The organism is Pseudomonas sp. No.21 (assembly GCF_054558415.1).
In genome coordinates, this window is the sequence record NZ_BAAJNO010000003.1 from 417,181 (window position 1) to 440,364 (window position 23,184).

General features: G+C 68.7%; 22 protein-coding genes. 16 read left to right on the top strand and 6 right to left on the bottom strand.

The window, feature by feature from the left end:
* Position 1: 1 nt before the first annotated feature.
* Together ACYJSS_RS07830 and putP are read left to right on the top strand one after the other, a co-directional pair.
* Positions 2-424 (top strand): group I truncated hemoglobin, encoded by a 423-nt coding sequence (locus tag ACYJSS_RS07830; RefSeq protein WP_111260531.1) that lies wholly within the window; start codon positions 2-4, stop codon positions 422-424.
* Between the two features lie 406 nt (positions 425-830).
* Positions 831-2,324: a sodium/proline symporter PutP gene (putP, locus tag ACYJSS_RS07835; RefSeq protein ID WP_111260532.1), complete on the top strand. Its 1,494-nt coding sequence runs from the start codon at positions 831-833 to the stop codon at positions 2,322-2,324.
* A 463-nt stretch (positions 2,325-2,787) separates the two neighbouring features.
* On the opposite strand, the gene dctM is transcribed toward putP, so the two are convergent.
* The 4 genes from dctM to ACYJSS_RS07855 all read right to left on the bottom strand — a co-directional run bounded on the left by dctM (position 2,788) and on the right by ACYJSS_RS07855 (position 6,973).
* Positions 2,788-4,071 carry a C4-dicarboxylate TRAP transporter large permease protein DctM gene (gene dctM / locus ACYJSS_RS07840; protein ID WP_111260533.1) on the bottom strand — a complete coding sequence of 428 codons (1,284 nt, stop codon included), beginning with the start codon at positions 4,069-4,071 and terminating at the stop codon, positions 2,788-2,790.
* Complete coding sequence (locus ACYJSS_RS07845) at positions 4,068-4,700, bottom strand: TRAP transporter small permease (RefSeq protein ID WP_236204464.1); 633 nt, start codon at positions 4,698-4,700, stop codon at positions 4,068-4,070. The genes dctM and ACYJSS_RS07845 overlap by 4 nt, the downstream gene beginning before the upstream one ends.
* A 61-nt stretch (positions 4,701-4,761) precedes the next feature.
* The gene (gene dctP, locus ACYJSS_RS07850; RefSeq protein ID WP_236204463.1) at positions 4,762-5,757 is read right to left on the bottom strand and encodes a C4-dicarboxylate TRAP substrate-binding protein DctP; all 996 of its coding nucleotides are present in this window, start codon (positions 5,755-5,757) and stop codon (positions 4,762-4,764) included.
* Between the two features lie 319 nt (positions 5,758-6,076).
* Positions 6,077-6,973: a LysR substrate-binding domain-containing protein gene (locus ACYJSS_RS07855; RefSeq protein ID WP_236204462.1), complete on the bottom strand. Its 897-nt coding sequence runs from the start codon at positions 6,971-6,973 to the stop codon at positions 6,077-6,079.
* Positions 6,974-7,111: 138 nt separating this feature from the next.
* Here ACYJSS_RS07855 and ACYJSS_RS07860 point away from each other — a divergent pair, with 138 nt between their 5' ends.
* From ACYJSS_RS07860 to ACYJSS_RS07870, 3 genes are all read left to right on the top strand, one after another.
* Positions 7,112-7,750, top strand: a complete 639-nt coding sequence (locus ACYJSS_RS07860) for an FMN-dependent NADH-azoreductase (RefSeq protein ID WP_111260537.1) — start codon at positions 7,112-7,114, stop codon at positions 7,748-7,750.
* A gap of 10 nt (positions 7,751-7,760) precedes the next feature.
* Complete coding sequence (locus ACYJSS_RS07865; RefSeq protein WP_111260538.1) at positions 7,761-8,066, top strand: DMT family transporter; 306 nt, start codon at positions 7,761-7,763, stop codon at positions 8,064-8,066.
* Positions 8,067-8,408: 342 nt separating this feature from the next.
* Positions 8,409-8,627 (top strand): VF530 family protein, encoded by a 219-nt coding sequence (locus tag ACYJSS_RS07870; protein ID WP_021222097.1) that lies wholly within the window; start codon positions 8,409-8,411, stop codon positions 8,625-8,627.
* Between the two features lie 4 nt (positions 8,628-8,631).
* Here the strand turns inward: ACYJSS_RS07870 and ACYJSS_RS07875 are convergent, their stop codons facing one another.
* On the bottom strand, positions 8,632-11,739 hold the full coding sequence (locus ACYJSS_RS07875; protein ID WP_373875093.1) for a transglycosylase domain-containing protein: 3,108 nt from the start codon (positions 11,737-11,739) through the stop codon (positions 8,632-8,634).
* 99 nt (positions 11,740-11,838) lie between these two features.
* Here ACYJSS_RS07875 and ACYJSS_RS07880 point away from each other — a divergent pair, with 99 nt between their 5' ends.
* Entirely contained in the window at positions 11,839-12,513 is a 675-nt protein-coding gene (locus ACYJSS_RS07880) for a class I SAM-dependent methyltransferase (RefSeq protein ID WP_236204461.1), read from the top strand.
* Here ACYJSS_RS07880 and ACYJSS_RS07885 read toward each other — a convergent pair.
* Positions 12,504-13,682: an OpgC family protein gene (locus tag ACYJSS_RS07885; protein WP_236204460.1), complete on the bottom strand. Its 1,179-nt coding sequence runs from the start codon at positions 13,680-13,682 to the stop codon at positions 12,504-12,506. The genes ACYJSS_RS07880 and ACYJSS_RS07885 overlap by 10 nt on opposite strands.
* Before the next feature lie 189 nt (positions 13,683-13,871).
* On the opposite strand from ACYJSS_RS07885, the gene ACYJSS_RS07890 reads away from it, so the two are divergent.
* The 10 genes from ACYJSS_RS07890 (at position 13,872) to ACYJSS_RS07935 (ending at position 23,138) form a co-directional block, all read left to right on the top strand.
* Positions 13,872-14,408 (top strand): cysteine hydrolase family protein, encoded by a 537-nt coding sequence (locus tag ACYJSS_RS07890; RefSeq protein WP_111260542.1) that lies wholly within the window; start codon positions 13,872-13,874, stop codon positions 14,406-14,408.
* A gap of 11 nt (positions 14,409-14,419) precedes the next feature.
* Entirely contained in the window at positions 14,420-15,241 is an 822-nt protein-coding gene (locus ACYJSS_RS07895; RefSeq protein WP_236204459.1) for an aldo/keto reductase, read from the top strand.
* 317 nt (positions 15,242-15,558) lie between these two features.
* Positions 15,559-16,305, top strand: a complete 747-nt coding sequence (locus ACYJSS_RS07900; protein ID WP_371921681.1) for an efflux RND transporter periplasmic adaptor subunit — start codon at positions 15,559-15,561, stop codon at positions 16,303-16,305.
* Positions 16,302-17,621, top strand: coding sequence for an efflux RND transporter periplasmic adaptor subunit (locus ACYJSS_RS07905; protein WP_111260545.1), 1,320 nt, complete (start codon positions 16,302-16,304; stop codon positions 17,619-17,621). Before ACYJSS_RS07900 ends, ACYJSS_RS07905 begins: the two co-directional genes overlap by 4 nt.
* Positions 17,618-19,714 (top strand): efflux RND transporter periplasmic adaptor subunit, encoded by a 2,097-nt coding sequence (locus tag ACYJSS_RS07910; protein ID WP_031288790.1) that lies wholly within the window; start codon positions 17,618-17,620, stop codon positions 19,712-19,714. The genes ACYJSS_RS07905 and ACYJSS_RS07910 overlap by 4 nt, the downstream gene beginning before the upstream one ends.
* Before the next feature lie 22 nt (positions 19,715-19,736).
* Positions 19,737-20,537 carry an aspartyl/asparaginyl beta-hydroxylase domain-containing protein gene (locus tag ACYJSS_RS07915; protein WP_236204458.1) on the top strand — a complete coding sequence of 267 codons (801 nt, stop codon included), beginning with the start codon at positions 19,737-19,739 and terminating at the stop codon, positions 20,535-20,537.
* Positions 20,534-21,502, top strand: coding sequence for a sulfotransferase family protein (locus tag ACYJSS_RS07920; protein WP_111260548.1), 969 nt, complete (start codon positions 20,534-20,536; stop codon positions 21,500-21,502). Before ACYJSS_RS07915 ends, ACYJSS_RS07920 begins: the two co-directional genes overlap by 4 nt.
* A gap of 143 nt (positions 21,503-21,645) precedes the next feature.
* Positions 21,646-22,170 (top strand): GNAT family N-acetyltransferase, encoded by a 525-nt coding sequence (locus ACYJSS_RS07925; protein ID WP_111260549.1) that lies wholly within the window; start codon positions 21,646-21,648, stop codon positions 22,168-22,170.
* A gap of 10 nt (positions 22,171-22,180) precedes the next feature.
* Positions 22,181-22,489 (top strand): DUF6916 family protein, encoded by a 309-nt coding sequence (locus tag ACYJSS_RS07930; protein WP_236204457.1) that lies wholly within the window; start codon positions 22,181-22,183, stop codon positions 22,487-22,489.
* Between the two features lie 73 nt (positions 22,490-22,562).
* Positions 22,563-23,138 carry a phage tail protein gene (locus ACYJSS_RS07935; RefSeq protein ID WP_236204456.1) on the top strand — a complete coding sequence of 192 codons (576 nt, stop codon included), beginning with the start codon at positions 22,563-22,565 and terminating at the stop codon, positions 23,136-23,138.
* The last annotated feature ends 46 nt before the right edge of the window (positions 23,139-23,184 follow it).

Here is a 23,184-nt window from a genome sequence, read left to right on the forward strand (position 1 = left end):
CATGCACCGCCTGACGCTCGCCGTCGCGCTGGCCCTGGTGGCCGCCTGTGCCCAGCAGCCGCCCAGGGACGACAGCCTGTACCAGGACCTGGGCGGCAAGGCCGGCATCACCCGGATCGTCGAAGGCATGCTGCTGAACATCGCCGGGGACCCGCGCATCGTCGAGCACTTCCGCAACATCGACATCGAGCGCCTGCGCGACAAGCTGGTGGAGCAGTTCTGCGTCGAGGCCGGCGGCCCCTGCCGATACACCGGCGACAGCATGGAGGAGAGCCACAAGGGCCAGCAGCTCACCGAAAGCGACTTCAACGCCCTGGTGGAGAACCTGCAGGACGCCATGGATGCCGAGGGCATCGCCAGCCGCACGCAGAATCGCCTGCTCGCGCGCCTCGCTCCGATGCGCGGTCAGGTCATCCGCAAGTAGCATTGCAGAGCGGTGGTTGCACCTTGTGGTGCAACCGGGTTGCACGTCTTGTCGGACAGTCGGAGGATTTGGCAATAACTCCGGAGCTTTTCGAAAGAAAAGCAGGCCTGCGCTCTCTACATTCCGCTGTCCCTTTCGCGCGCCCGGGTCGACACTTGACCGGGAGGCGATCCGACGTAGCCAGACCGGACCAGGATGACACGGTGCAGTCCGGGTGGCTGGGCGTCTCGTCCTGCGGCGAGGCATGACGCCTGAGCACCGATGACGGGCAGAGGTTGCACCCCAAGGGTTGCGCCGGGCCTGCAAACCAATCGGTAATTGCCACGAGCAACTGCCAAATGCCAACCAGAGAGATGCGGAATACCCGTCCCGTCTCAATAACAACAAACGACAGGGGAGACCCCCAATGAGTATGAGCAACCCGATGCTGATCACCTTCGTGATCTATATCGCTGCCATGGTTCTGATCGGCTTCGTGGCCTATCGTTCCACCAACAACCTCTCCGACTACATCCTCGGTGGCCGCAGCCTCGGCAGCTTCGTCACCGCGCTGTCGGCCGGCGCTTCCGACATGAGCGGCTGGCTGCTGATGGGCCTGCCGGGCGCCATCTACCTCTCCGGCCTGTCCGAGGCCTGGATCGCCATCGGCCTGATCGTCGGTGCCTACCTCAACTGGCTGCTGGTGGCCGGCCGCCTGCGCGTGCAGACCGAGCACAACGGCAACGCCCTGACCCTGCCGGACTTCTTCACCAACCGCTTCGAAGACCACAGCCGCGTCCTGCGCATCTTCTCCGCCGTGGTGATCCTGGTGTTCTTCACCATCTACTGCGCCTCCGGCATCGTCGCCGGCGCCCGCCTGTTCGAAAGCACCTTCGGCCTGTCCTACGAGACCGCGCTGTGGGCCGGTGCCGCCGCCACCATCGCCTACACCTTCGTCGGTGGCTTCCTGGCGGTGAGCTGGACCGACACCGTGCAGGCGACCCTGATGATCTTCGCCCTGATCCTCACCCCGGTCGTGGTGATGATGATCAACGGCGGCATCGAGCCGACCTTCGCCGCCATCGAGCTGCAGGACGCCGCCCACTTCGACATGCTCAAGGGCGCCACCTTCATCGGCGTGATCTCGCTGATGGCCTGGGGCCTGGGCTACTTCGGCCAGCCGCACATCCTGGCGCGCTTCATGGCCGCCGATTCGGTGAAGTCCATCCCCAACGCCCGTCGCATCTCCATGACCTGGATGATCGCCTGCCTGGGCGGCGCGGTCGCCGTCGGCTTCTTCGGCATCGCCTACTTCTCCGCGCACCCGGACGTGGCCGGCCCGGTCACCGCCAACCCCGAGCGCGTGTTCATCGAACTGGCCAAGCTGCTGTTCAACCCCTGGGTGGCCGGCGTGCTGCTGTCCGCCATCCTGGCGGCCGTGATGTCCACCCTGAGCTGCCAGCTGCTGGTGTGCTCCAGCGCCCTGACCGAAGACTTCTACAAGGCCTTCTTCCGCAAGAACGCCAGCCAGAGCGAACTGGTCTGGGTCGGCCGCGCCATGGTGCTGCTGGTGGCCGTGATCGCCATCGCCATCGCCTCCAACCCCGAGAGCAAGGTGCTGGGCCTGGTGTCCTACGCCTGGGCCGGCTTCGGTGCCGCCTTCGGCCCGGTGGTGATCCTCTCCCTGGTGTGGAAGGGCATGACCCGCAACGGTGCCCTGGCGGGCATGATGCTGGGCGCCGTCACCGTGATCCTGTGGAAGAACCTCCTCGGCTGGACCGGCCTGTACGAAATCATCCCGGGCTTCATCCTCGCCACCCTCGGCATCCTGATCTTCAGCCGCATCGGCAACGGCCCCTCCGCCGCGATGATCAAGCGCTTCGACGAAGCCGAGAAGGAATACCAGGACGCCAGCGCCTGATGCCTTGAGCGCCCGGGACGCAGAGCCCGGGCTGCGAAGAGTTTGATAGTGCTTCAACGGCCCTCGTCCTCGGACCTGGGCCGTTTTTTTTTAGCGGTGCCTGCATCAGGTGTTGCCGGGAGCTCTCGAGTTCAGCCGATTGCCGAGTTCCGCTGGGGCTTTCGGTTTCGCCCCTCCCCAGGCGAGTCCCTCGCTTCATCATCGATGTGCGCATCACGCTCGGTGCGAAGCGGCTTCCGTAGGGGGGGGCGAGCGAAGCGAAACCCACGCGGTGAGCGTGACAGGGCACCATGAATACCCTGAAGGCATCGTGCTTGAGCGTGTTCGTCGAGCCCGCGACGGATGACGCAGACAGGCATTCTTTATGCCCGCAGACATCCCCGCCCCACGGGGGCGGGGCGAGTTGCACCTTGTGGAAGGGAAAGGCCCGGCGCAGGGCCGGGCCTGGTCGCATCGCGAATGATCAGCTCATGCCCAGCCAGGTGGGCAGTGCCAGGGAGATCCAGGGCACGTAGGTGATGAGCAGCAGGAAGGTGAGCAGGATCATCAGCCAGGGCATGGCGGCGCGGATGGTGGCGGTGAGCGGCATGCCCGTCACCGCGGAGGTGACGAACAGGTTGAGGCCCACGGGCGGGGTGATCAGGCCGATCTCCATGTTCACGACCATGATGATGCCGAGGTGGATCGGGTCGATGCCCAGCTTCATGGCGATGGGGAAGAGGATGGGCGCGAGGATCAGGATGATCGCCGAGGGTTCCATGAAGGCGCCGGCCACCAGCAGCACGATATTGACCATGAGCAGGAACATGAAGGGGGTGAGCCCCGCTTCGATGACCCAGGCAGTGATCTGCTGGGGCAGTTGCTCGGTGGTCAGCACATGGGCGAAGAGCATGGCGTTGGCGATGATGAACATCAGCATGATCGACAGCTTGCCCGACTCCAGCAGCACCTTCGGCGCCTCGCTGAGCTTCATGTCCTTGTAGACGAACAGCGCGATGAAGGCCGAATAGACGGCGGCCACGGCGGCGGCCTCGGTCGGCGTGAACATGCCGGAATAGATGCCGCCGAGGATGATCACCATCAGCAGCAGGCCCCAGATCGCCTTGCGCGCGGCGCTGAGCCATTCGCGGAAGGTGGCGCGGGGCATCGCCGGCAGGTTCTTCTTCACCGCGATGATGTAGATCGCCACCATCAGCACCGCGCCCAGCAGCAGGCCGGGGACGACGCCGGCCATGAACAGCTTGCCCACCGAGGTTTCGGTGGCGGCAGCGTAGACCACCATCACGATGGACGGCGGAATGAGGATGCCCAGGGTGCCCGCGTTGCACACGATGCCGGCGCCGAATGCCTGCGGGTAGCCGGAGCGCACCATGCCGGCGATGGCGATGGAGCCCACCGCGGCCACCGTGGCGGGGCTCGAGCCCGAGAGCGCGGCGAACAGCATGCACGCCAGCACCGCCGCGATGGCGAGACCGCCACGGATGTGACCGACGCAGGCGTTGGCGAAGTCGATCAGGCGCTTGGCCACGCCGCCGGTGGTCATGAAGGCGCCGGCCAGCAGGAAGAAGGGAATGGCCAGCAGGGTGTAGTGCTCGGAGGTCTCGAACAGCTTGATCGCCAGCGAGCGCACCGAGTCGGGGCTGAACAGCATGATGGTCACCGAGCCCGCGAGGCCCAGTGAAATGGCGATGGGCACGCCGATGAACATCAGCAGGAACAGCAGCAGGAAGAGGAACAGGATGGTCATTGCTTGCCTTCCTCGTGCTCGGTGAGTTTCAGCGCGTCGGCGGCTTCGTCGGCCAGGCCGAGGCCGGTTTGCTGGTTCTGCAGCAGGCGCACGAGGATTTCACCGTAGCGGATGAACACCATGGCGAAGCCGAAGGGCACGATGAGCGCGATATGCCATTGCATGACGCCGTAGTGGCCGAGGTCTTCCGCGCCTATGGCGGCGGTGAACAGGGTCTGCACCCATTCGAAGCTGGCCACGCCCAGCAGGCCGGCATAGGCCAGGCAGCAGAGGCAGGCGATGATGCCGATGATGCGTTGGACCTTGCGTGGGGTGAGCTTGACCAGGGCGTCGACGCCGATGTGGCCGGCGGTGCGCACGCCGTAGGAAAGGCCGAAGAAGATCAGCCAGGCGAACAGGGCCTTGGTCAGCGAGGTGCTCCAGGTCATGGCCTGGGCCATGCCCATGATGCTGTCGCCGATGGCGAAGAGGCGCTCGCTGGCGCCCTCCCAGCGGTCGGCGAGGCTGTAGAACAGGGTGTAGAGGTTGTTGAGGATCACGTAGACGAAGGTGACCAGCGTCATGGCCGCCAGGAGGAAGGCGATGAAGCCTTCCTCGAAGTGGTCCCAGACGCGCCTTAGGGTGTTCATGGATGGCGTCTCCCGAGCTGTGGAAGCGGTGCCGGCGCGGTGGGCCCGCGCCGGCCGGCGTTTACTGGGCCTGGTTGGCCGCTTCGGCGGCCTTGATCAGGTCGGCGCCGATCTCGCCTTCGAACTTCTTCCACACCGGCTTCATCGCGTCGCGCCACTCGTTGCGCTGCTCGGGGGTGAGCTCGATGATCTCGCTGGTCTTGGCGTCGATGATGCGCTGCTTGTCACCCTGGTTGAGGGCTTCGGCCTGCTTGTTCACCTCGGCGGTGACTTCCTGGGTGATCTTCTCCAGCTCGCTGCGTACATCCGGCGGCAGGTCGTTCCAGAAGGTGGTGTTGGTGATCAGCATGTAGTCGAGCACACCGTGGTTGGACTCGGTGATGTACTTCTGCACTTCATGCATCTTCTGCGAGTAGATGTTCGACCAGGGGTTCTCGGCGCCGTTGACCACGCCGGTCTGCAGGCCCTGGTAGACCTCGGCGAAGCTCATCTTGCGCGGGTTGGCGCGCACGGCCTTGAACTGCTCCTCGAGCACGGCGGAGGCCTGCACGCGGAACTTCAGGCCGCGTGCATCCTTGGGCTCGCGCAGGGGCTTGTTGGCCGAGAGCTGCTTCATGCCGTTGTGCCAGTAACCCAGCCCGGTGATGTTCTTGCTCTCCATGGACTTCAGCAGGCCCTGGCCCTCGGGGCTGAGCTGGAAGCGGTCGACGGCCTGGATGTCGTCGAACAGGAAGGGCAGGTCGAACAGCTGCACCTGCTTGGTGTACTGCTCGAACTTGGCCAGCGACGGCGCGATCATCTGCACGTCGCCCAGGAGCAGCGCTTCCATTTCCTTGCCGTCGCCGAAGAGCGAGGAGTTCGGGTAGACCTCGACCCTGACCTTGCCGGGCAGGCGTTCCTCCGCGAGCTTCTTGAACAGCAGCGCGCCCTGGCCCTTGGGCGTGTGTTCGGCGACGACGTGGGAGAACTTGATGACGATGGGGTCGGCAGCATGCGCCAGGCTGGCGGCACCCAGGGCGAGTGCGCAGGCGAGAGCTTTTAGCGTGGGTTTGAACATGGGACTTCCTCTTGTAGTTGTGAGCAGATCCATGCGCGCGTAGCGCAACAACGGCTGACAAGAGCAAGTCTAGGCGCTGGCCAGGGGGGAAGCGGTCAGTACCCGGATCACGGCCAGTCTTGTTCTTGTCGGCTCGCTGGCGATCCGATGGCAAGTCCCGTACCAGCCGCGCGGTCAGGTCCGGATGCCCGGGTCTCGAGGCGCTTGGCGGTGAATCCGGGCGGGCAGGAAGTGGCGGAAATCCGCCCTTTTATCGTGTTTGGATGGCGACAATCCGCCAGGTCCGGGCGCCTGCCGTGGCCGCTCCATGCAAGCCGGGTCAGGGCTGCCGTATCGAACCGCATTCGCGGCTCAACCAGTCGAAGAACGCCTTCACCGGCGGGTGCCGCTCGCGGCCGGGGACGCAGAGGGTGGAATACCCCGCGCCCTCCACGCTGATCTCCGGCCGGTAGGGCACCAGCAGGCCGCTGGCGACGCTTTCGGACACCAGGATCGAGCTCGCCAGCACCAGCCCCTGGCCGGCGATGGCCGCTTGCAGGGCGTAGTGCTCCTCGTCGTACTCGCGTTGCGCCGCGGTCTCCAGCAGGCGCTGCTCGCCGGCGGCCTGGCACCAGGCCTTCCAGCCCAGTTCGTAGAGCTGCGCGTTGCGCCAGCGGATGGTGATCAGCGTCGGCTGGCGGTTGCCCAGCTCGGCCACCAGCGCCGGCGAGCCGTAGACGCCGAAGCACTCGTCCAGCAGGCACTGGCTGTGCAGGCTGGGGTAGCTGCCGATGCCGTAGCGGATCACCAGGTCGATGCTGGCGTCCTGGTGCAGGTCCACCAGGGTATTGCGGGTGTCCAGGCGCAGGCTGATCGAAGGGTGCGCGGCATAGAAGCGCCCCAGTCGCGGGATCAGCCAGAGCGCGGCGAAGGCCGGTGTGGTGGACAGGGTCAACTGGCCGCCGCTGCGCTGCGGGCGCAACTGGTCGAGGGTCTGGGTCACGTCCAGCAGCGCCCCGTGCAGGCTGCCGAACAGCTGCTGGCCACAGGCGGTCAGGCGCACGCTGCGGGGCAGGCGCTCGAACAGCGGCACCCCGAGCCAGCCTTCCAGGCTGCGGATCTGGTGGGACACCGCCGTCGGCGTCACCGCCAGCTCCTCGGCGGCGGCCTTGAAGCTCAGCAGGCGGGCGGCGGACTCGAAGGTGCGCAGGGCGGTCAGGGGCAGGTTGGCGAACATCTGGGCTCCACGGATGAAATGGATTCATCCTGATGAACTATCGGTCATTTGTCCGGGAAAACGGCTGGCCCTAGCTTAGTGCCTGTATTCAGGCCGGTCACCGGCCGCGAAGAAATTACCCGGACCCAGGAGTAACAGATGAATCGCATTCTCTCGATCCAAGGCAGCCCCCGTGGCGAACGTTCCCACTCGCGCCGCCTGCAGGACGCCTTCCTCGCTGCCTGGCAGGGCCAGGATGCCGCCCGCCAGGTGGTGCACCGCGAAGTCGGGCGCTCACCCATCGCGCCGGTCACCGAAGGCTGGATCGCCGCCGCCTTCCACCCCGAGCCGGAGAACCGCACCGAGGTGATGAAGGCCGACCTGGCCCTGAGCGACCTGCTGGTGGACGAAGTCTTCGCCGCCGACGGCCTGGTGATCTCGGCGCCCATGTACAACTTCGGCATACCCAGCGGAGTCAAGGCCTGGGTCGACCAGATCGTGCGCATCCGCCGCACCTTCGACTTCGACCCGAGCCGCCCCGGCAACCCCTACACACCACTGGTGCTGGGGCGCAAGGCGCTGATCATCACCACCCGTGGCGACCACGGCTACGGCCCCGGCGGCGCCAATGCCCACATGAACCACGCCGACACCTACCTGCGCACCGTGCTCGGCTACATCGGCATCACCGAGGTCACCGTGGTGGCGGTGGAGAACGACGAGTTCGGCGGCGACGCCTTCCAGCAGTCCTACCAGCGTGCCGAGCGCGCCCTGGTGGAACTGGCCGAGGTCTTCTGAGGAGGTCGCCATGGCCTGGTTGTTCCTGCTGATCGCGGCGTTCTTCGAAGTGCTCTTCGCCATGAGCATGAAGTACGCCAACGGCTTCACCCAACCGCTGCCCAGCGCCCTGGTGGTGCTGGCGGCCATCGCCGGCATCTACTTCCTGACCCTGGCCATGCGCGTGCTGCCGGTGAGCGTCGCCTACCCGATCTGGACCGCCATCGGCACCCTCGGCACCGTCATCCTCGGCGTGGCGCTGCTGGGCGAATCCATCACCCCGATGAAGCTGCTGTCGGTGGCGCTGATCATCGCCGGGGTGGCGGGATTGAAGTGATCAGGGCCGCCACTGGGCATGATCGATGCGTGGTGGAGCCGCTTTTTACCTCCACCAAAGGTTGCCGGGCTTGGTACGTTCTTGTGTCTGATGCGCCCCATCGATGGGTTTCGTACCTCTACCCATCCTACGAAGGCCGCCGTCACGCGCGTGCCGAGCCCGTAGGATGGGTAGAGCAAAGCGAAACCCATGCTGACGCACGCTTCGCGAATGGATTCGCTCCCGCGATGGCGGCACTGCGCGCCGCTTGGCGACTGAAGTCGCCCCTACGGGAGGTTCCCCTTCGCAAGGCACGGCCATTGCCCTAAGCTGCCACGCTTTCCCACCCATCGAGGCGTTTACGTGAGCTCCCAAGACCCCCTGCACGGCATGACCCTGGCGAAGATCCTCGAAGAGCTGGTCGCCAAGTACGGCTGGGACGGCCTGGCCAAGCGCATCGATATCCGCTGCTTCAAGAGCGACCCGAGCATCAAGTCGAGCCTGACCTTCCTGCGCAAGACGCCCTGGGCGCGGGAGAAGGTCGAGTCGCTGTTCATCGACGTGCGCCGCCGCCAGGAGTGAACCCTCAGAGCCGGCTGGCCTGCACCGAGGCTTCCGGCATCTGGCACAGGGTGGCGCGGCCGGGTTCCAGGTAGGGCTGGAGGATGGGCGCCATGCCCTTCATCACCTGCACCGGCAGCGCCGAGGTGAAGCGGAAGTTCGAGGCCTGGCTGCCTGCCACGTAGGCGGTCAGCGTGCCGAAGTGCCGGGGCCCAAGGTAGAAGACGAAGGTGGCGGTGCGGTTCAGCGCCTTGGAGCTGATCACCTGGCCGCCGCGCCCCACGGTCTGCAGGCGGTTGTCGCCGGTGCCGGTCTTGCCGCCCATCACCAGCGGCTTGCCGTCGGGCTGGGTGAAGGTGCCCTGCAGGCGCCGCGCGGTGCCGGCGTCCACCACCTGCGAGAGCGCCTCGCGCAGCGCCGTCGCCACTTCCGAGGCCATCACCCGCTTGCCCGGCACCGCCGCATGGCTGAGCTGGGTTTCATAGGGCGTGTCGGCGGCGAAGTGCAGGCGGTCGATGCGCACCGTGGGCAGGCGCACGCCGTCGTTGACGATGATCCCCATCAGTTCCGCCAGCGCCGCCGGGCGGTCGCCGGAGCTGCCCAGCGCGGTCGCCAGCGACGGCACCAGGTGATCGAACGGATAGCCCAGCTGCCGCCACTGCTGGTGGATGTCGAGGAAGGCCTCCACCTCCAGCATGATGCGGATGCGCTTGTCCCGCGCGTTCTTGCGCTGCGACTTGAACAGCCAGCCGTACACCTCGCTGCGTGGCCCGCCGCTGGCTTCCACTGCCTCGCGGTAGGTCGCCTGCGGGTGGCCCTGCAGGTAGGCCAGCAACCACAGCTCCAGCGGGTGCACCCGCGCCACGTAGCCCTGGTCGTTGAGGTTGAAGGCGCCGGGGCCATAGCGGTCGTACAGCTGGTCGAGGCGCTTCTCGCCCAGGGCCTCGTTGGGCAGGCGCTCGCGCATGAAGGCGGCGAAGGTGGCACGGTCGGCCTGGGGTTGCAGGTAGCGGTGGATGGCGGCGAGGCGCGAGGCCCAGGGGCGCAGGCCGTCGAGGAAGGTGGCCATGCGTTCGTCGGTATCCTTGCCCTTGTACTTGTTCCAGAAGCGCAGCAGGTAGGTCTGGCTCTCGCGGGAGACGAACAGGTCCAGGTAGCCCTGGCGGCGCGGGTCCTTGTCGTCGGACAGCAGCGCCACCTTGCCGCCGTCGGGGCGGTAGATGTCGTGGCGCACGATGTCGCGCAGCAGGCGTACGAAGGGCAGGTTGATCGACTCGCGCAGGGCATCGCGCAGGGTGGGGTTGCGGCCGTTGTCCTCCTTGCGGAAGTTGCTGAAGGTGTGCAGCCCGCCGCCGGTGAAGAAGCTCTCAAAGGGGCTGGCCGAGTAGGTGCGGTCCAGCGCTGCTGCCAGCATCGGCGCCAGGCTGCGGTCGCGGGTGCCGGCCAGGTAGTCCAGGGCCCAGCGGCTCAGGGCGTCCAGCGGGTCGACCCGCACCTTGCCCAGCTCCGCCGCCGGCATCTCGCCGTAGCGCGCGTGCAGCGCGGCGATGTAGTCGAGGTAGGTGGCCAGCACCCGCAGCTTGGCGGTGGAGCCCAACTCCAGCTTGCTGCCCTCGTTGATGTCGAAGGGCTGGTCGGTGTTGTCGGTCTGCACCCGCACCTGGTTGCCCGAGGGGGTGCGCTCGAAGAGGGTGAAGCTGTAGCGCACCTCGCGGGTCTTCTCCGGCGACAGCAGGCGCTCGCCGAACAGCCCGGCCTGCTCGGCGAACGCCGGTTCGGCGAGGTCGTGCAGGTAGGTGGTGACGGCCTGCTGCAGCTCGCCCTGCAGGCTGCTGCTGGCGGCGAGGTCGAGGCGGTCGAGGTCGTACAGCGGCATCTGCAGCAGGCTCGACAGGCGCGCCCGCGCCAGGCTGACGCCCTTGTTGCCTTCGATGCGCGACAGCGCCGGCTCCTGCTGCAGGTCACGGAAGACCAGGCGCGCCTCCAGCGCCGCCCGGCCCAGGGCCGGGTGGAGCACGCCGGCGTTGCCCAGCAGGCGCAGGTGGCTGTCGGTCAGCGCCTCCAGCTCCTCGCGCCCGCGTGACAGGTAATAGGAGGGCCGCCGCTGGGCGATCATCAGCGACACCACTTCGCGCAGCGCCTGGCCCCGTGCCTGCAGGCGCTCGGGCTCCTGCTGGTCCTCGGCGAGAAGGCGGTTGGTGCGCTCGAAGTCGGCGCCGTACCAGACCCGCAGGCCATCGGCCATGCCGTGCACCTCGCCGTGGCCCGGCACCGCGGAGAGCGGCACGCTGTTGAGGTAGTCGAGCACCACGCGTTGCCGTGCGGCGAGGGTCTCGGGGCCGCCCTGGTAGGCGCGCACGCTGGCCGAGGCCATCTGGCGGATCTTCTCGCCCGCCGAGAGGGTGAGGCCGGAAGGCGAGTGGCGGTACTTTTCCAGCTGGGTCGCCAGGGTGCTGCCGCCGGCGCTCTGGCCGGGCATGTCGAGCACCTTGCCGGCCTGGGTCAGCGCCGCCTTGATGAAGCGCGGCCAGTCCACCGCCGGGTTGGCCAGGGGCTGGTCGGCCAGCAGGTAGCGGTTCTCGATGAACAGCAGGCTGCGGGTGAGCAGCGGCGGGATGGCGGAGAAACCGGAATACAGCTGTTGCGGGTAGCTGAAGCGGTACAGCGGCTCGCCCCGGCAGTCGCTGATGTCGATGCCCGCCTGGACCTTCTCCCGGTACGGCGGAAACAGGCCATGGCGGCTGTAGTCCATCAGCTCCGGGGAGAAACGCACCTGCCGGCGGATGGCGTAGCCGCGCGCGTCGAGGCGCTGCAGCATCTGCGGCAGGTAGACGTAGCCCAGGCGCTTGTCGAAGGGGCCGTCGTGGGGGTAGAGGATGGCGTCGCTGGGGCCCTCGTCGAGGCGGTAGGTGAGGGTCGCGGCGTAGCGGCTGATTTCCCGGGACTGCAGCCAGGAGCTGCGCATTTCCTCGCGGGCGGCGTAGCCGAGCAAGGCGGCGGAGGCGAGCATGAAGCTCCAGAACGCCAGGCGGTGTTTCTTGCGTCGGGGACGACGGGAGCGCGAGGTCACGTCTTCGAGGCTACCTTTGGGTACCTGGGTGGACGATGCGTCGGTTTGCCATAAAACGCCCATGATCGGATGGCCTGGCTGGCGCGTTACCGCTCTTGTACAAAGCGTAGTTGCTGGGAACCGGAGAGCGCTCCGAAACGACGGAATACGAGGCGATCAGCCATGTCAGACGATAACCGGCAGCAGATCGAGCGCAGCTGGCGCGCCAACGCCGCCGCCTGGAGCGACGCGGTGCGTGGCGGACGCATCGAGAGCCGCCGCGTGGCGACCGACCGGGCGATGCTCGAGGCGATCGACGCGCGTGCCCCGCAGCGGGTGCTGGACCTGGGGTGCGGCGAGGGTTGGCTGTGTCGCGCGCTGGGCGAGCGGGGCATCGCCGCCCTGGGCGTGGATGCGTCGCCCGCGCTGGTGGAGCTGGCCCGGGCTGCCGGCGGCCGTTTCGAGTGCTGTGACTACCGGGGCCTCGCCGAACAGCCCCTGCGCTTCGGCCGCTTCGATGCGGTGGTGTGCAATTTCGCCCTGCTGGACGAGGACCTGCAGCCGTTGCTGGCGGCGATCTCCCAGGCGCTGGCACCCGGCGGCGCCCTGCTGCTGCAGACCGTCCACCCCTGGAGCGCCGCCGGCGAGGAGGGCTACCGCGATGGCTGGCGCCTGGAGACCTTCGCCGCCTTCGAGGGCGCCTTCACCGAGCCGATGCCCTGGTACTACCGCACCCTGGCGTCCTGGCTGGCGTTGCTGGGGCGCAGCGGCCTGGTGCTGGAAGCGCTGCACGAGCCCCGCCACCCCGGCAGCGGCCTGCCGCTTTCGCTGCTGTTGATCGCCCGGCCTCAGGGCTGAATGCGGTAGAGGGTGCGGGGTACCCCGTAGCCCGGGTTGGCCAGGCGCACCGGCGCGGCCTTCGGCGGCTTGCGCTGGTTGAGCCGGTTGCTCAGGTCCAGCCAGCCTGCCAGGGCCGACATCAGCAGCACCCCGGCGCAGGCCAGGGCCACCTGGCCCACGGCATCGAGCGCATAGAGCGTGGCGATGGCATCGGCCAGCGGCGCCAGCAGCACGCTGAGGCAGAACACTTCCAGCGAATGCATGCCCATGCGGCACACCTCGCGGGCCGGCCAGCGGGTCAGCCAGTCGGTACGTGGCAGCAGCACGGCCACGACGTGGGCGAGGGCGAGGAAATGCAGCAGGCGCAGGGGCGAGAGATCGGTCTTGTCCAGCGGGTAGAGCACATCGCCCAGCCACTTCGGCATCCAGGCGTCATGCAGGCCCGGCACCTTCCAGCTGAGGGCGACCACGGCGCTGAATACCAGGTAGCCGGCGGCGGCGAAGAACAGCGGCGACCTCCAGGTGGCCGGCGGTGCATCGGCCGGGCGGGCCTGGGCATGGCGCGCGGCGACGCCACCGAGAACGAAGAGGAATTGCCAGGCCAGCGGGTTGAAGAACCATTCGCCGCCCGGGTGGGAACTGAGGTTCCACCCGGGCGCGCACAGGTACAGCGCCCCGGAGAGTGCCAGGGCGGCGTAGCGCCAGCGCATCAGCAGCGGCAGGATCAGCGGCAGCCCGGCCAGCAGCACGACGTACAGCGGCAGCGGGTCCATCAGGTTGGGCTTGAAGCGCAGCAGCAGTTCGTCGATCAGCGCCTGTTGCGGGTTGGCGAGGAAGTAGTCCAGGCCCATTTCGTTGATGAAGTTGCGGCTGTCCACGTGGTTGTTGGTGTAGAACACCACGCCCATCAGCACGGCGAGCAGGAAGATGTGGGCGACGTACAGCACCCACACGCGGCGCAGTACGCGCAGGCAGGCCACCGCGTAGCCGTCGCGCAGCAGCAGCTTGCCGTAGGCGAGCACGGCCGCGTAGCCGGCGAGGAAGACGAAGATCTCCGCCGCGTCGCTGAAGCCGACGTTGCGGGGCGTGACCTGGCCGAGCGGGTTGTGCGGTATGTGGTCCCAGAAGATGAACACCAGGGCCAGCCCTCGGAAGAAATCGATACGGAGGTCGCGTCCTGTCTGCATGGCGGCGTACTCGCGGCAAGTCCCGCCCGGGCTGGGCGAGCGGTGGGTCCTGATGGTTCTGACTGCGGCCCCGGGGCGAGTTTCCCCATGCAAGACGGACGGTCGTGCCCGCCCCGACGCACGGCTTTACCGACGCGGCGGGAAGCCGCACTATCCGCGCGTTTCGATGCGTGCATTCAAGGAGTGGAAATGAGCAAGGCATTGCTGGTCGTGGACATGCAGGCGGGGCTGTTCCTCACCCCCCCGGAGCCCTGGCGCGCCGGGCAGGTACTGGAGCGGATCAACCGCCTGGCCGACCGTGCACGCAGCGCCGGGGTGCCGGTGATCTACGTGCAGCACGACGGCGAGCCCGGCAGCGAGCTGGAGCCCGGCTGCATCGGCTGGCAGCTGCACCCGGGGCTGGAGCGAGGCGACAACGACTGGGTGCTGCGCAAGACCGCCTGCGACGCCTTCTTCGAGACCGAGCTCAAGTCCACCCTGGAGAAGCTCTACGTCACCGACCTGGTGGTGACCGGCTACGCCACGGAATTCTGCGTCGATACCTCCATCCGCCGTGCCGCCAGCGAGGGCTTCAACGTCATCCTGGCCAGCGATGCGCACACCACCCGCGACCGGCCGCACCAGAGCGCCGAGGCGATAGTCGCCCACCACAACTGGGTCTGGGGCGAGTTCATCCAGCCCCGCAACCCCATGCGCCTGCAGCAGGCCGAAGACATTCATTTCTGAGGAGAACCGCCATGGGCAGCATCACCTTCCCCGACGGCACCGCCGTACCCGCCATCGGCCAGGGCACCTGGCACATGGGCGAGCGCCCCGACCAGCGCGCCCGCGAAGTCGCCGGGCTGCGCCTGGGCCTGGAGCTGGGCATGAGCCTGATCGACACCGCCGAGATGTATGCCGAAGGCGGTGCGGAGCAGGTGGTGGGCGAGGCCATCGCGGGGCATCGCGAGCAGGTCTTCCTGGTCAGCAAGGTCTACCCGTGGAACGCCAGCCGCACGGGCGTCGAGCAGGCCTGCGAGCGCAGCCTCCGGCGCCTGGGTACCGACCGCATCGACCTCTACCTGCTGCACTGGCCGGGCGAGCATCCGCTGGAGGAAACGGTGGAAGGCTTCGAGCGCCTGCGCGAGCAGGGCAAGATCCTGCGCTGGGGCGTCTCCAACTTCGACCTGGCCGACCTGCAGGGCCTGCCCGCTGGCTGCGCCGCCAACCAGGTGCTGTACAACCCCGAGTCGCGCGGCATCGAGTTCGACCTGCTGCCCTGGCAGCAGCGCCAGCGCATGCCGCTCATGGCCTACTGCCCGGTGGGGCAGGGCGGCAGCCTGCTGCGTGATGCGGCGTTGCTGGAAGTCGCCCGCCGTCACGAGGCCACCCCGGCGCAGGTGGCCCTGGCCTGGGCGCTGCGCCAGGACGGCGTGATCGCCATCCCCAAGGCGGTCGATCCCGTGCACATCCGGCAGAACGCCCGCGCCGCCGATCTCGGCCTGAGCGCCGACGACCTCGCCCTGATCGACCGCGCTTACCCGGCGCCGACCCGCAAGCAGCGACTGGACATGGTCTGACCCGCTTCGCACCCTAGGTGGGCGCCGAGCGCAGCCGTGTGGGTGCGCGGGTGGGCGTAGGGTGGGCTTCAGCCCACCGTATTTTCGGCGGGCTCGAGGCTTGGCTGATCACGGAGCCCGGAGGGTGGGCTGGGCGGCGCTCCGCGAGCGGAGCGAAACTCGTCTCCCTGCAGCGATCTCCCGGTCCTATCCGGCCAATATCCGAAGAAGCGCCCGTCACCTAGATTCCTATTGTCCTACGGCTCCCATAGACTCGCGGGTCTGTGACCCAGGGAAGGATTGTTATGAATCGCATGCTGTGGACGTTGTTCGGCCTGATGGGGTTGGCGATGAGCGCCGGGGCGCAGGACCTGTCGACGCCGGACCCGCTGCTCGATGCGCCCGCCGCGTCCGCCACCCCCGGCAGCGCCGCCCGCGGCGTGTTGCGCGCTCGTGACCAGGCCGTGCTGGCCAGTGAACTGGCCGGTCGCATCACCGAGATGCCCTATGCCGAAGGCCAGGCCTTCAAGAAAGGCGAGGTGCTGGTGCGCTTCGATTGCGCCGCCTACCAGGCCCAGCTCAATGCCGCCAACGCCGCCACCCGCGCCGCCCGCGAGGAGCTGAAGAACAAGCAGCAACTGGCCGCGCTCAACTCCGTCGGCCGCTTCGAGGTCGCCCTGGCCGAGGCGCGCCAGGCGCAGTCCCAGGCGGAAGCCCAGGTCTACCAGGTGCAGGTGCAGCGTTGCCAGGTGAAGGCGCCCTTCGATGGACAGGTGGTCTCGCGTCGCGTGCAGCCCCACGAAAGCGTGCCCAGCGGCGCACCGTTGCTGGAGGTGGTGGACAACCGCACCCTGGAGATCCACCTGCTGGTGCCATCGCGCTGGCTCGGCGGACTCAAGCCCGGTGAACCCTTCGAATTCGTGCCCGACGAGACCGGCAAGCCGCTCAAGGCCACGGTCAAGCGCCTCGGTGCGCGCATCGACGAAGGCAGCCAGACCCTGCTGCTGATCGGCGCCCTGCCCGAGGACGCGCCCGGCCTGCTGGCCGGCATGAGCGGCAGCGCACGCTTCCCGGAGAGCCGATGAACGCGCCGCTGCCCGGCTTCGCCGAGCGGGTCTTCGCGGTCTTCCTCGGCCTGCAGGCCCAGGCCCGCAAGGCCGGGACGTCTTCGCAACTGGCCTTCGCCATGGTCAACGACGGCCAGGGTGTATTCGGCTATCGCCATGCCGCGCTGCTGATCACTGGCAAGGTCCGCGCGCTCACCGGCATCAGCGTGGTGGAACCCAACGCCCCCTTCGTCGCCTTCGTCGAGCGTGCGGCGGCCCAGCGCCTGGCTGCGGGCCAACTGGGCGAGCCCGGCGTCGTCGAGCCGAGCAGCCTGGACGAGAGCAGCCGCGAGGACTGGCAGGCGCTGTCCGCCGCCCAGGCCTTCTGGCTGCCGTTGAAGGATCGCCAGGGCGAGGTCTTCGGCGGCCTGTGGATCGCCCGCGACACCCCCTGGAGCGAGGCCGAGCAGGCCTTGCTGGTGCAGCTCGGCGACACCTACGCGCACGCCTGGCTGGCCCTGCAGCCGCGCAAGCCCTGGCGCCTGCGCTGGCCGAAGAAGAAGCTCCTGGCCCTGGCCGGCGCGCTGGCCCTGGTGCTGCTGGTGCCGGTGCGCCAGTCGGTGCTGGCGCCGGCCGAAGTGGTGCCCCAGGGCGGGCGCGTGGTGGCTGCGCCGCTGGACGGGGTGATCGCCGAATTCCTCGTCAAGCCCAACCAGAGCGTTGCCGCCGGCGACCTGCTGGTGCGCTTCGACGCCACTACCCTCAAGGCCCAGGCCGATGTCGCCGAACGCGCCCTGGGGGTGGCCGAGGCGGAGCTGAAGGCCAACAGCCAGCGCGCCTTCGCCGACGCCGAATCCAGCGCCCGCATCGACCTGCTGGCCGCCCGCGTGGAGCAGAAGCGCGCCGAGCGCGACTACGCCCGGCAGTTGCTGGCGCGCAGTGAAGTCCGCGCCGAGCGCGCCGGCATCGCCGTGTTCGCCGATGCCGAGCGCCTCACCGGCAAGCCGGTGCAGACCGGCGAGCGGCTGATGCAGATCGCCGACCCGGCCCAGGCCGAGCTGCGCATCGAACTGCCCGTGGGCGACGCCATCGCCCTGCAACCCGGCGCCGAGGTGGCGCTGTTCCTCGACAGCGACCCGCTCAACCGCCACGACGCACGCCTTGAACGCGCCGCCTACGAGGCCCAGGCCACCGCCGCCGGGCAACTGGCCTATCGCCTCGACGCCGCCTTCGCCGATGCCCCGCCACGCATCGGCCTGCGCGGCACCGCCAAGCTCTTCGGTGACCGCGCGCCGCTGGCCTACTACCTGTTGCGCCGCCCTCTGGCCGCGCTGCGCCAGGGCCTGGGATTCTGATGCTGCCCGCCCTGCGCCCCGACCTGCAGCTCTCGCCCGCCGCGCCGGACCGCGACGGCGCGCCGCAATGGACCCTGGCCGACCCCCTGCGTGGCCGCTATTTCAAGCTCGGTGCCGCCGCCGTCCGCCTGCTGCGCCACTGGTCGCGGGGTGAGCCCCAGCAGGTGCTGGCGGCCGCCAACGCCGAGCCGGGCGCGCCCCTGGGCGCCGGCGAGCTGGAGCAGATGCTGCGCTTTCTGCGCGGGCACGACCTGATCGCCGCCCTCGACCCGGAACAGCGGGCCAGCTATGCCCTCAAGGTCGCCAGCACGCGCCACAGCCTGTGGCAGCAGGTGCTGCACCAGTACCTGTTCTTCCGCATCCCGCTGTGGCGGCCGGATCGCTTCCTCAACCGTGCCTGGCCGGTGCTGGAACGCAATGGCCCCTGGCTGCTGCGACGCGGCCTGCCGGTAATCCTGCTGCTCGGGCTGTTCCTGGTGGCCCGGGACTGGGAGCGCTTCCTCGCCACCTTCCCGCACCTGTTCAGCTTCGGCGGCGCGCTGGCCTTCGGCATCGCGCTGACCTTCGCCAAGCTCTGCCACGAGTTCGGCCATGCCTTCATGGCCAAGCGCGCGGGGTGCCGGGTGCAGAGCATGGGCCTGGCCTTCATGGTGATGCTGCCGATGTTCTACACCGACGTCAGCGACGCCTGGCGGGTGCAGGACCGGCGCTCGCGATTACTTATCGGCGCCGGCGGCGTGCTCGCTGAGCTGGTGCTGGCGGTGCTGGCCCTGCTGGCCTGGTCGCTGCTGCCGGACGGCCCGGCACGTACCGCCGCCTTCATGCTGGCCAGCGCCACCTGGATCACCACCCTGGCGATCAACCTCAACCCCTTCATGCGCTTCGACGGCTACTTCCTGCTGAGCGACCTGTGGGGCGTCGACAACCTGCAGAACCGCGCCTTCGCCCTGGGGCGCTGGCGCCTGCGCGAGGCGCTGTTCGGCTACGGCGAACCGGCCCCGGAGCCCTGGTCGCCAGCCATGCAGCGCCGCCTGCTGCTGTGGAGCTACGGCTCGTGGATCTGGCGCGCGGCGCTGTTCTTCGGCATCGCGCTGACGGTCTACCACCTGTTCTTCAAGGTGCTGGGCATCTTCCTCATGCTGGTGGAACTGGTGTGGTTCATCGGCCTGCCGATCTGGAAGGAATTCGGCGAGTGGTGGCAGCGCCGCGACCAGGCCGACCCGCGCAAGGTGCTGCTCACAGGCTCGGCCCTGGGGCTGGTGCTGCTGGTGCTGCTGGTGCCCTGGCGCAACGCCGTGGACGTGCCGGCCATGCTGGAGGCCGCGCGCACCGGCACCCTGCACGCGCCCATCGGCGCGCGGGTCAAGGCGGTACGGGTGAAGGACGGCGACACGGTGGAGCAGGGCGCCCTGCTGGTGGAGCTGGAATCCCCGGACCTGGACGCGCGCCAGGGCATCGTCCGCCGCGAGATCGACATCCTCCAGTTGCAGCTGCGGCGCCAGGCCGGGCGCAGCGAGACCGCCGCCGAGACCGGGGTGATCGAGCAGCAACTGGCCGAGGCCGTGGCCGAGTATCGCGGCCTGGCCGCCCAGCGCGAGCGCCTGCAACTGCGTGCGCCCCTGGCCGGCGTGGTGCGCGACCTGCCACCGGACCTGGTGGTGGGCCGCTGGCTGCACAGCGGCGAGACCCTGGCGCGGGTGATCGCCCCCGGGCTGCGCCTGCGCGGCTACCTGGCCGAGGAAAACCTCTGGCGCGTGGCGCCGGGGGCCGAGGGCCGCTTCATCGCCGACGACCCGGCGCGGCCCGCCTTCGCGGTGCGCCTGGACGAAGTGGACACCACCGGCGTCGCCTACCTCGAACTGGAGGCGCTGACCTCCGACCACCACGGCCAGGTGGCCGTGCGACGCAACGCCCAGCAACGCGCCGAGCCGGTGCAGGCCCAGTACGGCGTGCGCCTCAGCCTGCTGCAGGACCTGCCGCCCCCCGCCCAGCCACTGCGCGGCGTGGTGGTGCTGGAGGGCAGCCGGCAGTCGCTGCTGGGCTTCGCCTGGCGCCGCATGGCGGCGTTGGGTGTCAGGGAAAGCGGTTTCTAGCCCATTTGCCAAGGAAGGTTCCATGGACGTAACCCTGCCGATCTGTTCCCGCCTGCCCTGGCGCTTCGACCTGGCGCCGCTGCTCGCGGCCCTGGAGCGGATCGACCCGACGGCCTGGGTGGCGCATTTCAACACCGCCTACTACCAGGGCGACTGGAGCGGGATCGACCTGGTGGCGGCGGTGGACGCGCCGATTCCCCTGGCGCCGGGCTTCGGCCCGGTGGCCCGCAGCGCCCTGTGCGCGGCCGACCCGGCCTGGCCGGCGGCCATCGAGCGGTTCGGCGAGGGCCTGCGCAGCGCGCGCCTGCTGCGCCTGGGCGCCGGCGCCAGCATCCGCGAGCATTGCGACCCCGACCTCGGCGCGCCGGAGGGGCCGTTGCGCCTGCACGTGCCGCTGCTCAGCCCGCCCGGGGTGGAGTTCCTGGTGGACGGCCGGCAGGTGCCGATGGCGCCCGGTGAGTGCTGGTTCATCGACCTGTCCCGCCCGCATCGGGTGGACAACCCCGGTCCGGGCCCGCGCATTCACCTGGTGCTGGATTGCATGATGGATACGCGCCTGCGCGAGGCCCTCGCCGACGGGTTGCCGACGACGCCTGCGCTGCAACCGAGCCGGGGCGTACGGGCCTTCGCCGCGTTCAACGAGCAGGTGCAACAGCGCCCGGAACTGGCCCAAGCGCTGCAACGGATCACCGACCCCACCGACTTCTGCCGTGAGGCGGTAGCCGCCGGCCAGGCCCTCGGGCTGGTGTTCGGCGAGGCCGATGTGCGCATGGCCACGCGCCAGGGACGCCAGGCCTGGAGCCGGCAATGGAGTGTGCGATGACCCCGTTGGATTTCACCGAATGGCTGCCGATCCGTGCCTTCGAGGAGGCCGGCACCTGGCAATTGGACTGGGCCTGGTTCGGCACCGCGCCCCTGGTACGGCCCTTCTTCAGCGACGACGTGGACGAGGCGCTGCGCCTGCCGTTCAACCTGGCCCTGCGCCGCCAGACCGGCCTGGACGCGTTGTTCGACTGGCAGGCCCGCAGCCCCGGCCTGGAACCTTCGCTGCTGGTGTTCCACACCTCCCGCTGCGGCTCCACCCTGCTGGCGCAGTTGCTGCGAGCCCTGCCGGGGCACGTGGTGCTGTCCGAGCCGCCGCCGCTGGATGCCTTGCTGCGCGCGCACTACCGCGACCCCACGGCCTCCGCCTGGCAGGCGGATGCGGTGCGCGCCTTGTGCTCGGCCTATGGCCAGCGGCGCTGCGGCGACGAGACCCGGCTGGTGGTCAAGCTGGACGCCTGGAACCTCTTCGAGGCGCAGCTGCTGCGCCGGCTCTACCCCGAGGTGCCGTGCCTGTTCCTCTACCGCGACCCGCTGGAGGTGGTGGTGTCCCAGCGGCGCCAGCCCGGGCTGCACGCGGTCCCCGGGTTGCTGGGCCCGTCCGGGCTGGACGGCCTGCCGGGGCGGGAGGCGCTGGCGCCCGGCGATTACCTCGCCTGGATGGTCGGCCACCTGCTGCAGGCCGGGTTCGGCCTGTGCGCGGCCGGCGAGGCGGTGGCCCTGAACTACCGCGAACTGCCCGATGCCCTCTGGGGCCGCCTGGGGCCGCTCCTGGGCATCGACCCGGCCGCCGTGCCGCACCTGCAGGCCGTGGCCGGGTGTGACGCCAAGCGCCCCGGACAAGCCTTCAGTGCCGATGGCGAGGCCAAGCGCAACGAGGCGGACGAGGCCACACGGGCGGCTGTGGAGCGCTGGGCGAGGGCGCCCTATCAGGCGCTGGAGGCGCTTGCACCTCGGCAGTTGTGAATGCGCTTTCACATTCATTGCCCAAACCGCCGAACGGTGATTTTTCGATGGTGGCCAACTGAAATCCTCGTCTATGCTGCAAGCAGGGAAACTGTAACCACAGTTGTAGGCTCTTTCCCCGGGCCAGCAAGGATGCACGTCGTATGTCTTTCCAGACCTTGAACCTCCGCTTGGCAACGTCCGCCGATCGCGCTTTCCTGCGGGCGCTGTACGGCACCACCCGTGCCCACGAGATGCAGCACACCCCCTGGGACCAGGCGGGCTGCGAGCGTTTCCTCGACCAGCAGTTCGAATCCCAGTGCGGCTACTACCAGGTGCATTACGCCGACGCCGAGCAATACGTCATCGAAGAGGCCGGCCAGCCCGTAGGCCGGGCCTACCTGCTGTGGACCGACACCCACCTGCAAATCATCGACCTGGCCCTGTTGCCCGAGGCCTGTGGCCGTGGCATCGGCGGCGAGCTGCTGGGCCGCTTTCTCGAACGGGCCGACCGCGAGGGCCTCAGCGCGGGGCTGCACGTGGAATCCTACAACCCGGCCCAGCACCTCTACAGCCGCCACGGCTTCGAGGTGGTGGGGGAGAACGGCGTGTACCTGAAGTTGCGCCGCGCCCCTCGCAGCCCGCAGGCCATGGCCGTGCCTGCGCAACGTCCGGCCGGTCTGTCCTGAGGAATTGCCCATGCACCCGATGCCTTCCTTCGCACTGCTCACCGAGATCGTCGGCCAGCCTTTCCACCTCTGGCTGTCGCCGGAGCAGGTGCTGCCCATCGAACTGCTCGCCGTCGAGGAGGGCACCGCCATGACCCCCCGGCACCAGTGCTACCTCGCCCACTTCGCCCTGCCTTCCCAATGCAGCCTGCCCCAGGACGTCTACCGCCTGGGCTTGCCGGGGGAGCCGGGCTGGGAGCTTCTGCTGACCCCCGCAATGCCCACCCCGGACGGGCGCCCTGTACTCCAGGCCGTGTTCCACACCGACCGGCCGGCATAGACCACAACAATAAACATGCACACGCGCCGAGCCTTAAGGGCGCGCAAAACCAGAGCCAGAGGAGAGTCAACACGTGGAACCTTTCATCGGTGAGATCAAGATGTTCGGCGGCAACTTTGCGCCCCGGGGCTACGCATTCTGCATGGGGCAGATCGTGGGGATTGCGCAGAACACCGCGCTGTTTTCCCTGTTGGGCACCGTCTACGGCGGTAACGGCCAGACCACCTTCGGGCTGCCGGACCTGCGCGGCCGCTCGCCGGTCGGCCAGTTCCAGGGGCCGGGCCTCTCGATGATCGACCTCGGCGAGGTCGGCGGCACCGAGAACGTCACCCTGCTCCAGACCCAGATGCCGATGCACACCCACGTCGCCACCGGCACCAGCACGATTTCCGCTGCCGGCACGCCGACCAGCCCGGCACTGGTTCCGAGCGCCACCAACTCCGTACTGGGTGGGTCCGTCGGCGGGTCGGCCTCTGCGGCGGCCATCTGGTCGACCGCGATGGCGAATCCGGTTCCGCTGACCAACCCCAGCACCGTCAACGTGACGGTGCAGGTCGCCGGCGGCAGCCAGCCGGTGAGCCTGCGCAATCCCTTCCTCGGGGTGAACTTCATCATCGCGATGGAAGGGGTCTTCCCCTCCCGCAACTGATGAACCTGCGCCGCCGGTGCCTCGCGGCACCGGCGGCTCCGTGATC

What these genes read in the sequence shown, in the direction of transcription:
- ACYJSS_RS07830 (WP_111260531.1), top strand. Translation starts at nt 2, where the DNA reads ATGCACCGCCTGACGCTCGCCGTCGCGCTGGCCCTGGTGGCCGCCTGT.
- putP (WP_111260532.1), top strand. Translation starts at nt 831, where the DNA reads ATGAGTATGAGCAACCCGATGCTGATCACCTTCGTGATCTATATCGCT.
- dctM (WP_111260533.1), bottom strand. Translation starts at nt 4,071, where the DNA reads ATGACCATCCTGTTCCTCTTCCTGCTGCTGTTCCTGCTGATGTTCATC.
- ACYJSS_RS07845 (WP_236204464.1), bottom strand. Translation starts at nt 4,700, where the DNA reads ATGAACACCCTAAGGCGCGTCTGGGACCACTTCGAGGAAGGCTTCATC.
- dctP (WP_236204463.1), bottom strand. Translation starts at nt 5,757, where the DNA reads ATGTTCAAACCCACGCTAAAAGCTCTCGCCTGCGCACTCGCCCTGGGT.
- ACYJSS_RS07855 (WP_236204462.1), bottom strand. Translation starts at nt 6,973, where the DNA reads ATGTTCGCCAACCTGCCCCTGACCGCCCTGCGCACCTTCGAGTCCGCC.
- ACYJSS_RS07860 (WP_111260537.1), top strand. Translation starts at nt 7,112, where the DNA reads ATGAATCGCATTCTCTCGATCCAAGGCAGCCCCCGTGGCGAACGTTCC.
- ACYJSS_RS07865 (WP_111260538.1), top strand. Translation starts at nt 7,761, where the DNA reads ATGGCCTGGTTGTTCCTGCTGATCGCGGCGTTCTTCGAAGTGCTCTTC.
- ACYJSS_RS07875 (WP_373875093.1), bottom strand. Translation starts at nt 11,739, where the DNA reads ATGGGCGTTTTATGGCAAACCGACGCATCGTCCACCCAGGTACCCAAA.
- ACYJSS_RS07880 (WP_236204461.1), top strand. Translation starts at nt 11,839, where the DNA reads ATGTCAGACGATAACCGGCAGCAGATCGAGCGCAGCTGGCGCGCCAAC.
- ACYJSS_RS07885 (WP_236204460.1), bottom strand. Translation starts at nt 13,682, where the DNA reads ATGCAGACAGGACGCGACCTCCGTATCGATTTCTTCCGAGGGCTGGCC.
- ACYJSS_RS07890 (WP_111260542.1), top strand. Translation starts at nt 13,872, where the DNA reads ATGAGCAAGGCATTGCTGGTCGTGGACATGCAGGCGGGGCTGTTCCTC.
- ACYJSS_RS07895 (WP_236204459.1), top strand. Translation starts at nt 14,420, where the DNA reads ATGGGCAGCATCACCTTCCCCGACGGCACCGCCGTACCCGCCATCGGC.
- ACYJSS_RS07900 (WP_371921681.1), top strand. Translation starts at nt 15,559, where the DNA reads ATGGGGTTGGCGATGAGCGCCGGGGCGCAGGACCTGTCGACGCCGGAC.
- ACYJSS_RS07905 (WP_111260545.1), top strand. Translation starts at nt 16,302, where the DNA reads ATGAACGCGCCGCTGCCCGGCTTCGCCGAGCGGGTCTTCGCGGTCTTC.
- ACYJSS_RS07915 (WP_236204458.1), top strand. Translation starts at nt 19,737, where the DNA reads ATGGACGTAACCCTGCCGATCTGTTCCCGCCTGCCCTGGCGCTTCGAC.
- ACYJSS_RS07920 (WP_111260548.1), top strand. Translation starts at nt 20,534, where the DNA reads ATGACCCCGTTGGATTTCACCGAATGGCTGCCGATCCGTGCCTTCGAG.
- ACYJSS_RS07925 (WP_111260549.1), top strand. Translation starts at nt 21,646, where the DNA reads ATGTCTTTCCAGACCTTGAACCTCCGCTTGGCAACGTCCGCCGATCGC.
- ACYJSS_RS07930 (WP_236204457.1), top strand. Translation starts at nt 22,181, where the DNA reads ATGCACCCGATGCCTTCCTTCGCACTGCTCACCGAGATCGTCGGCCAG.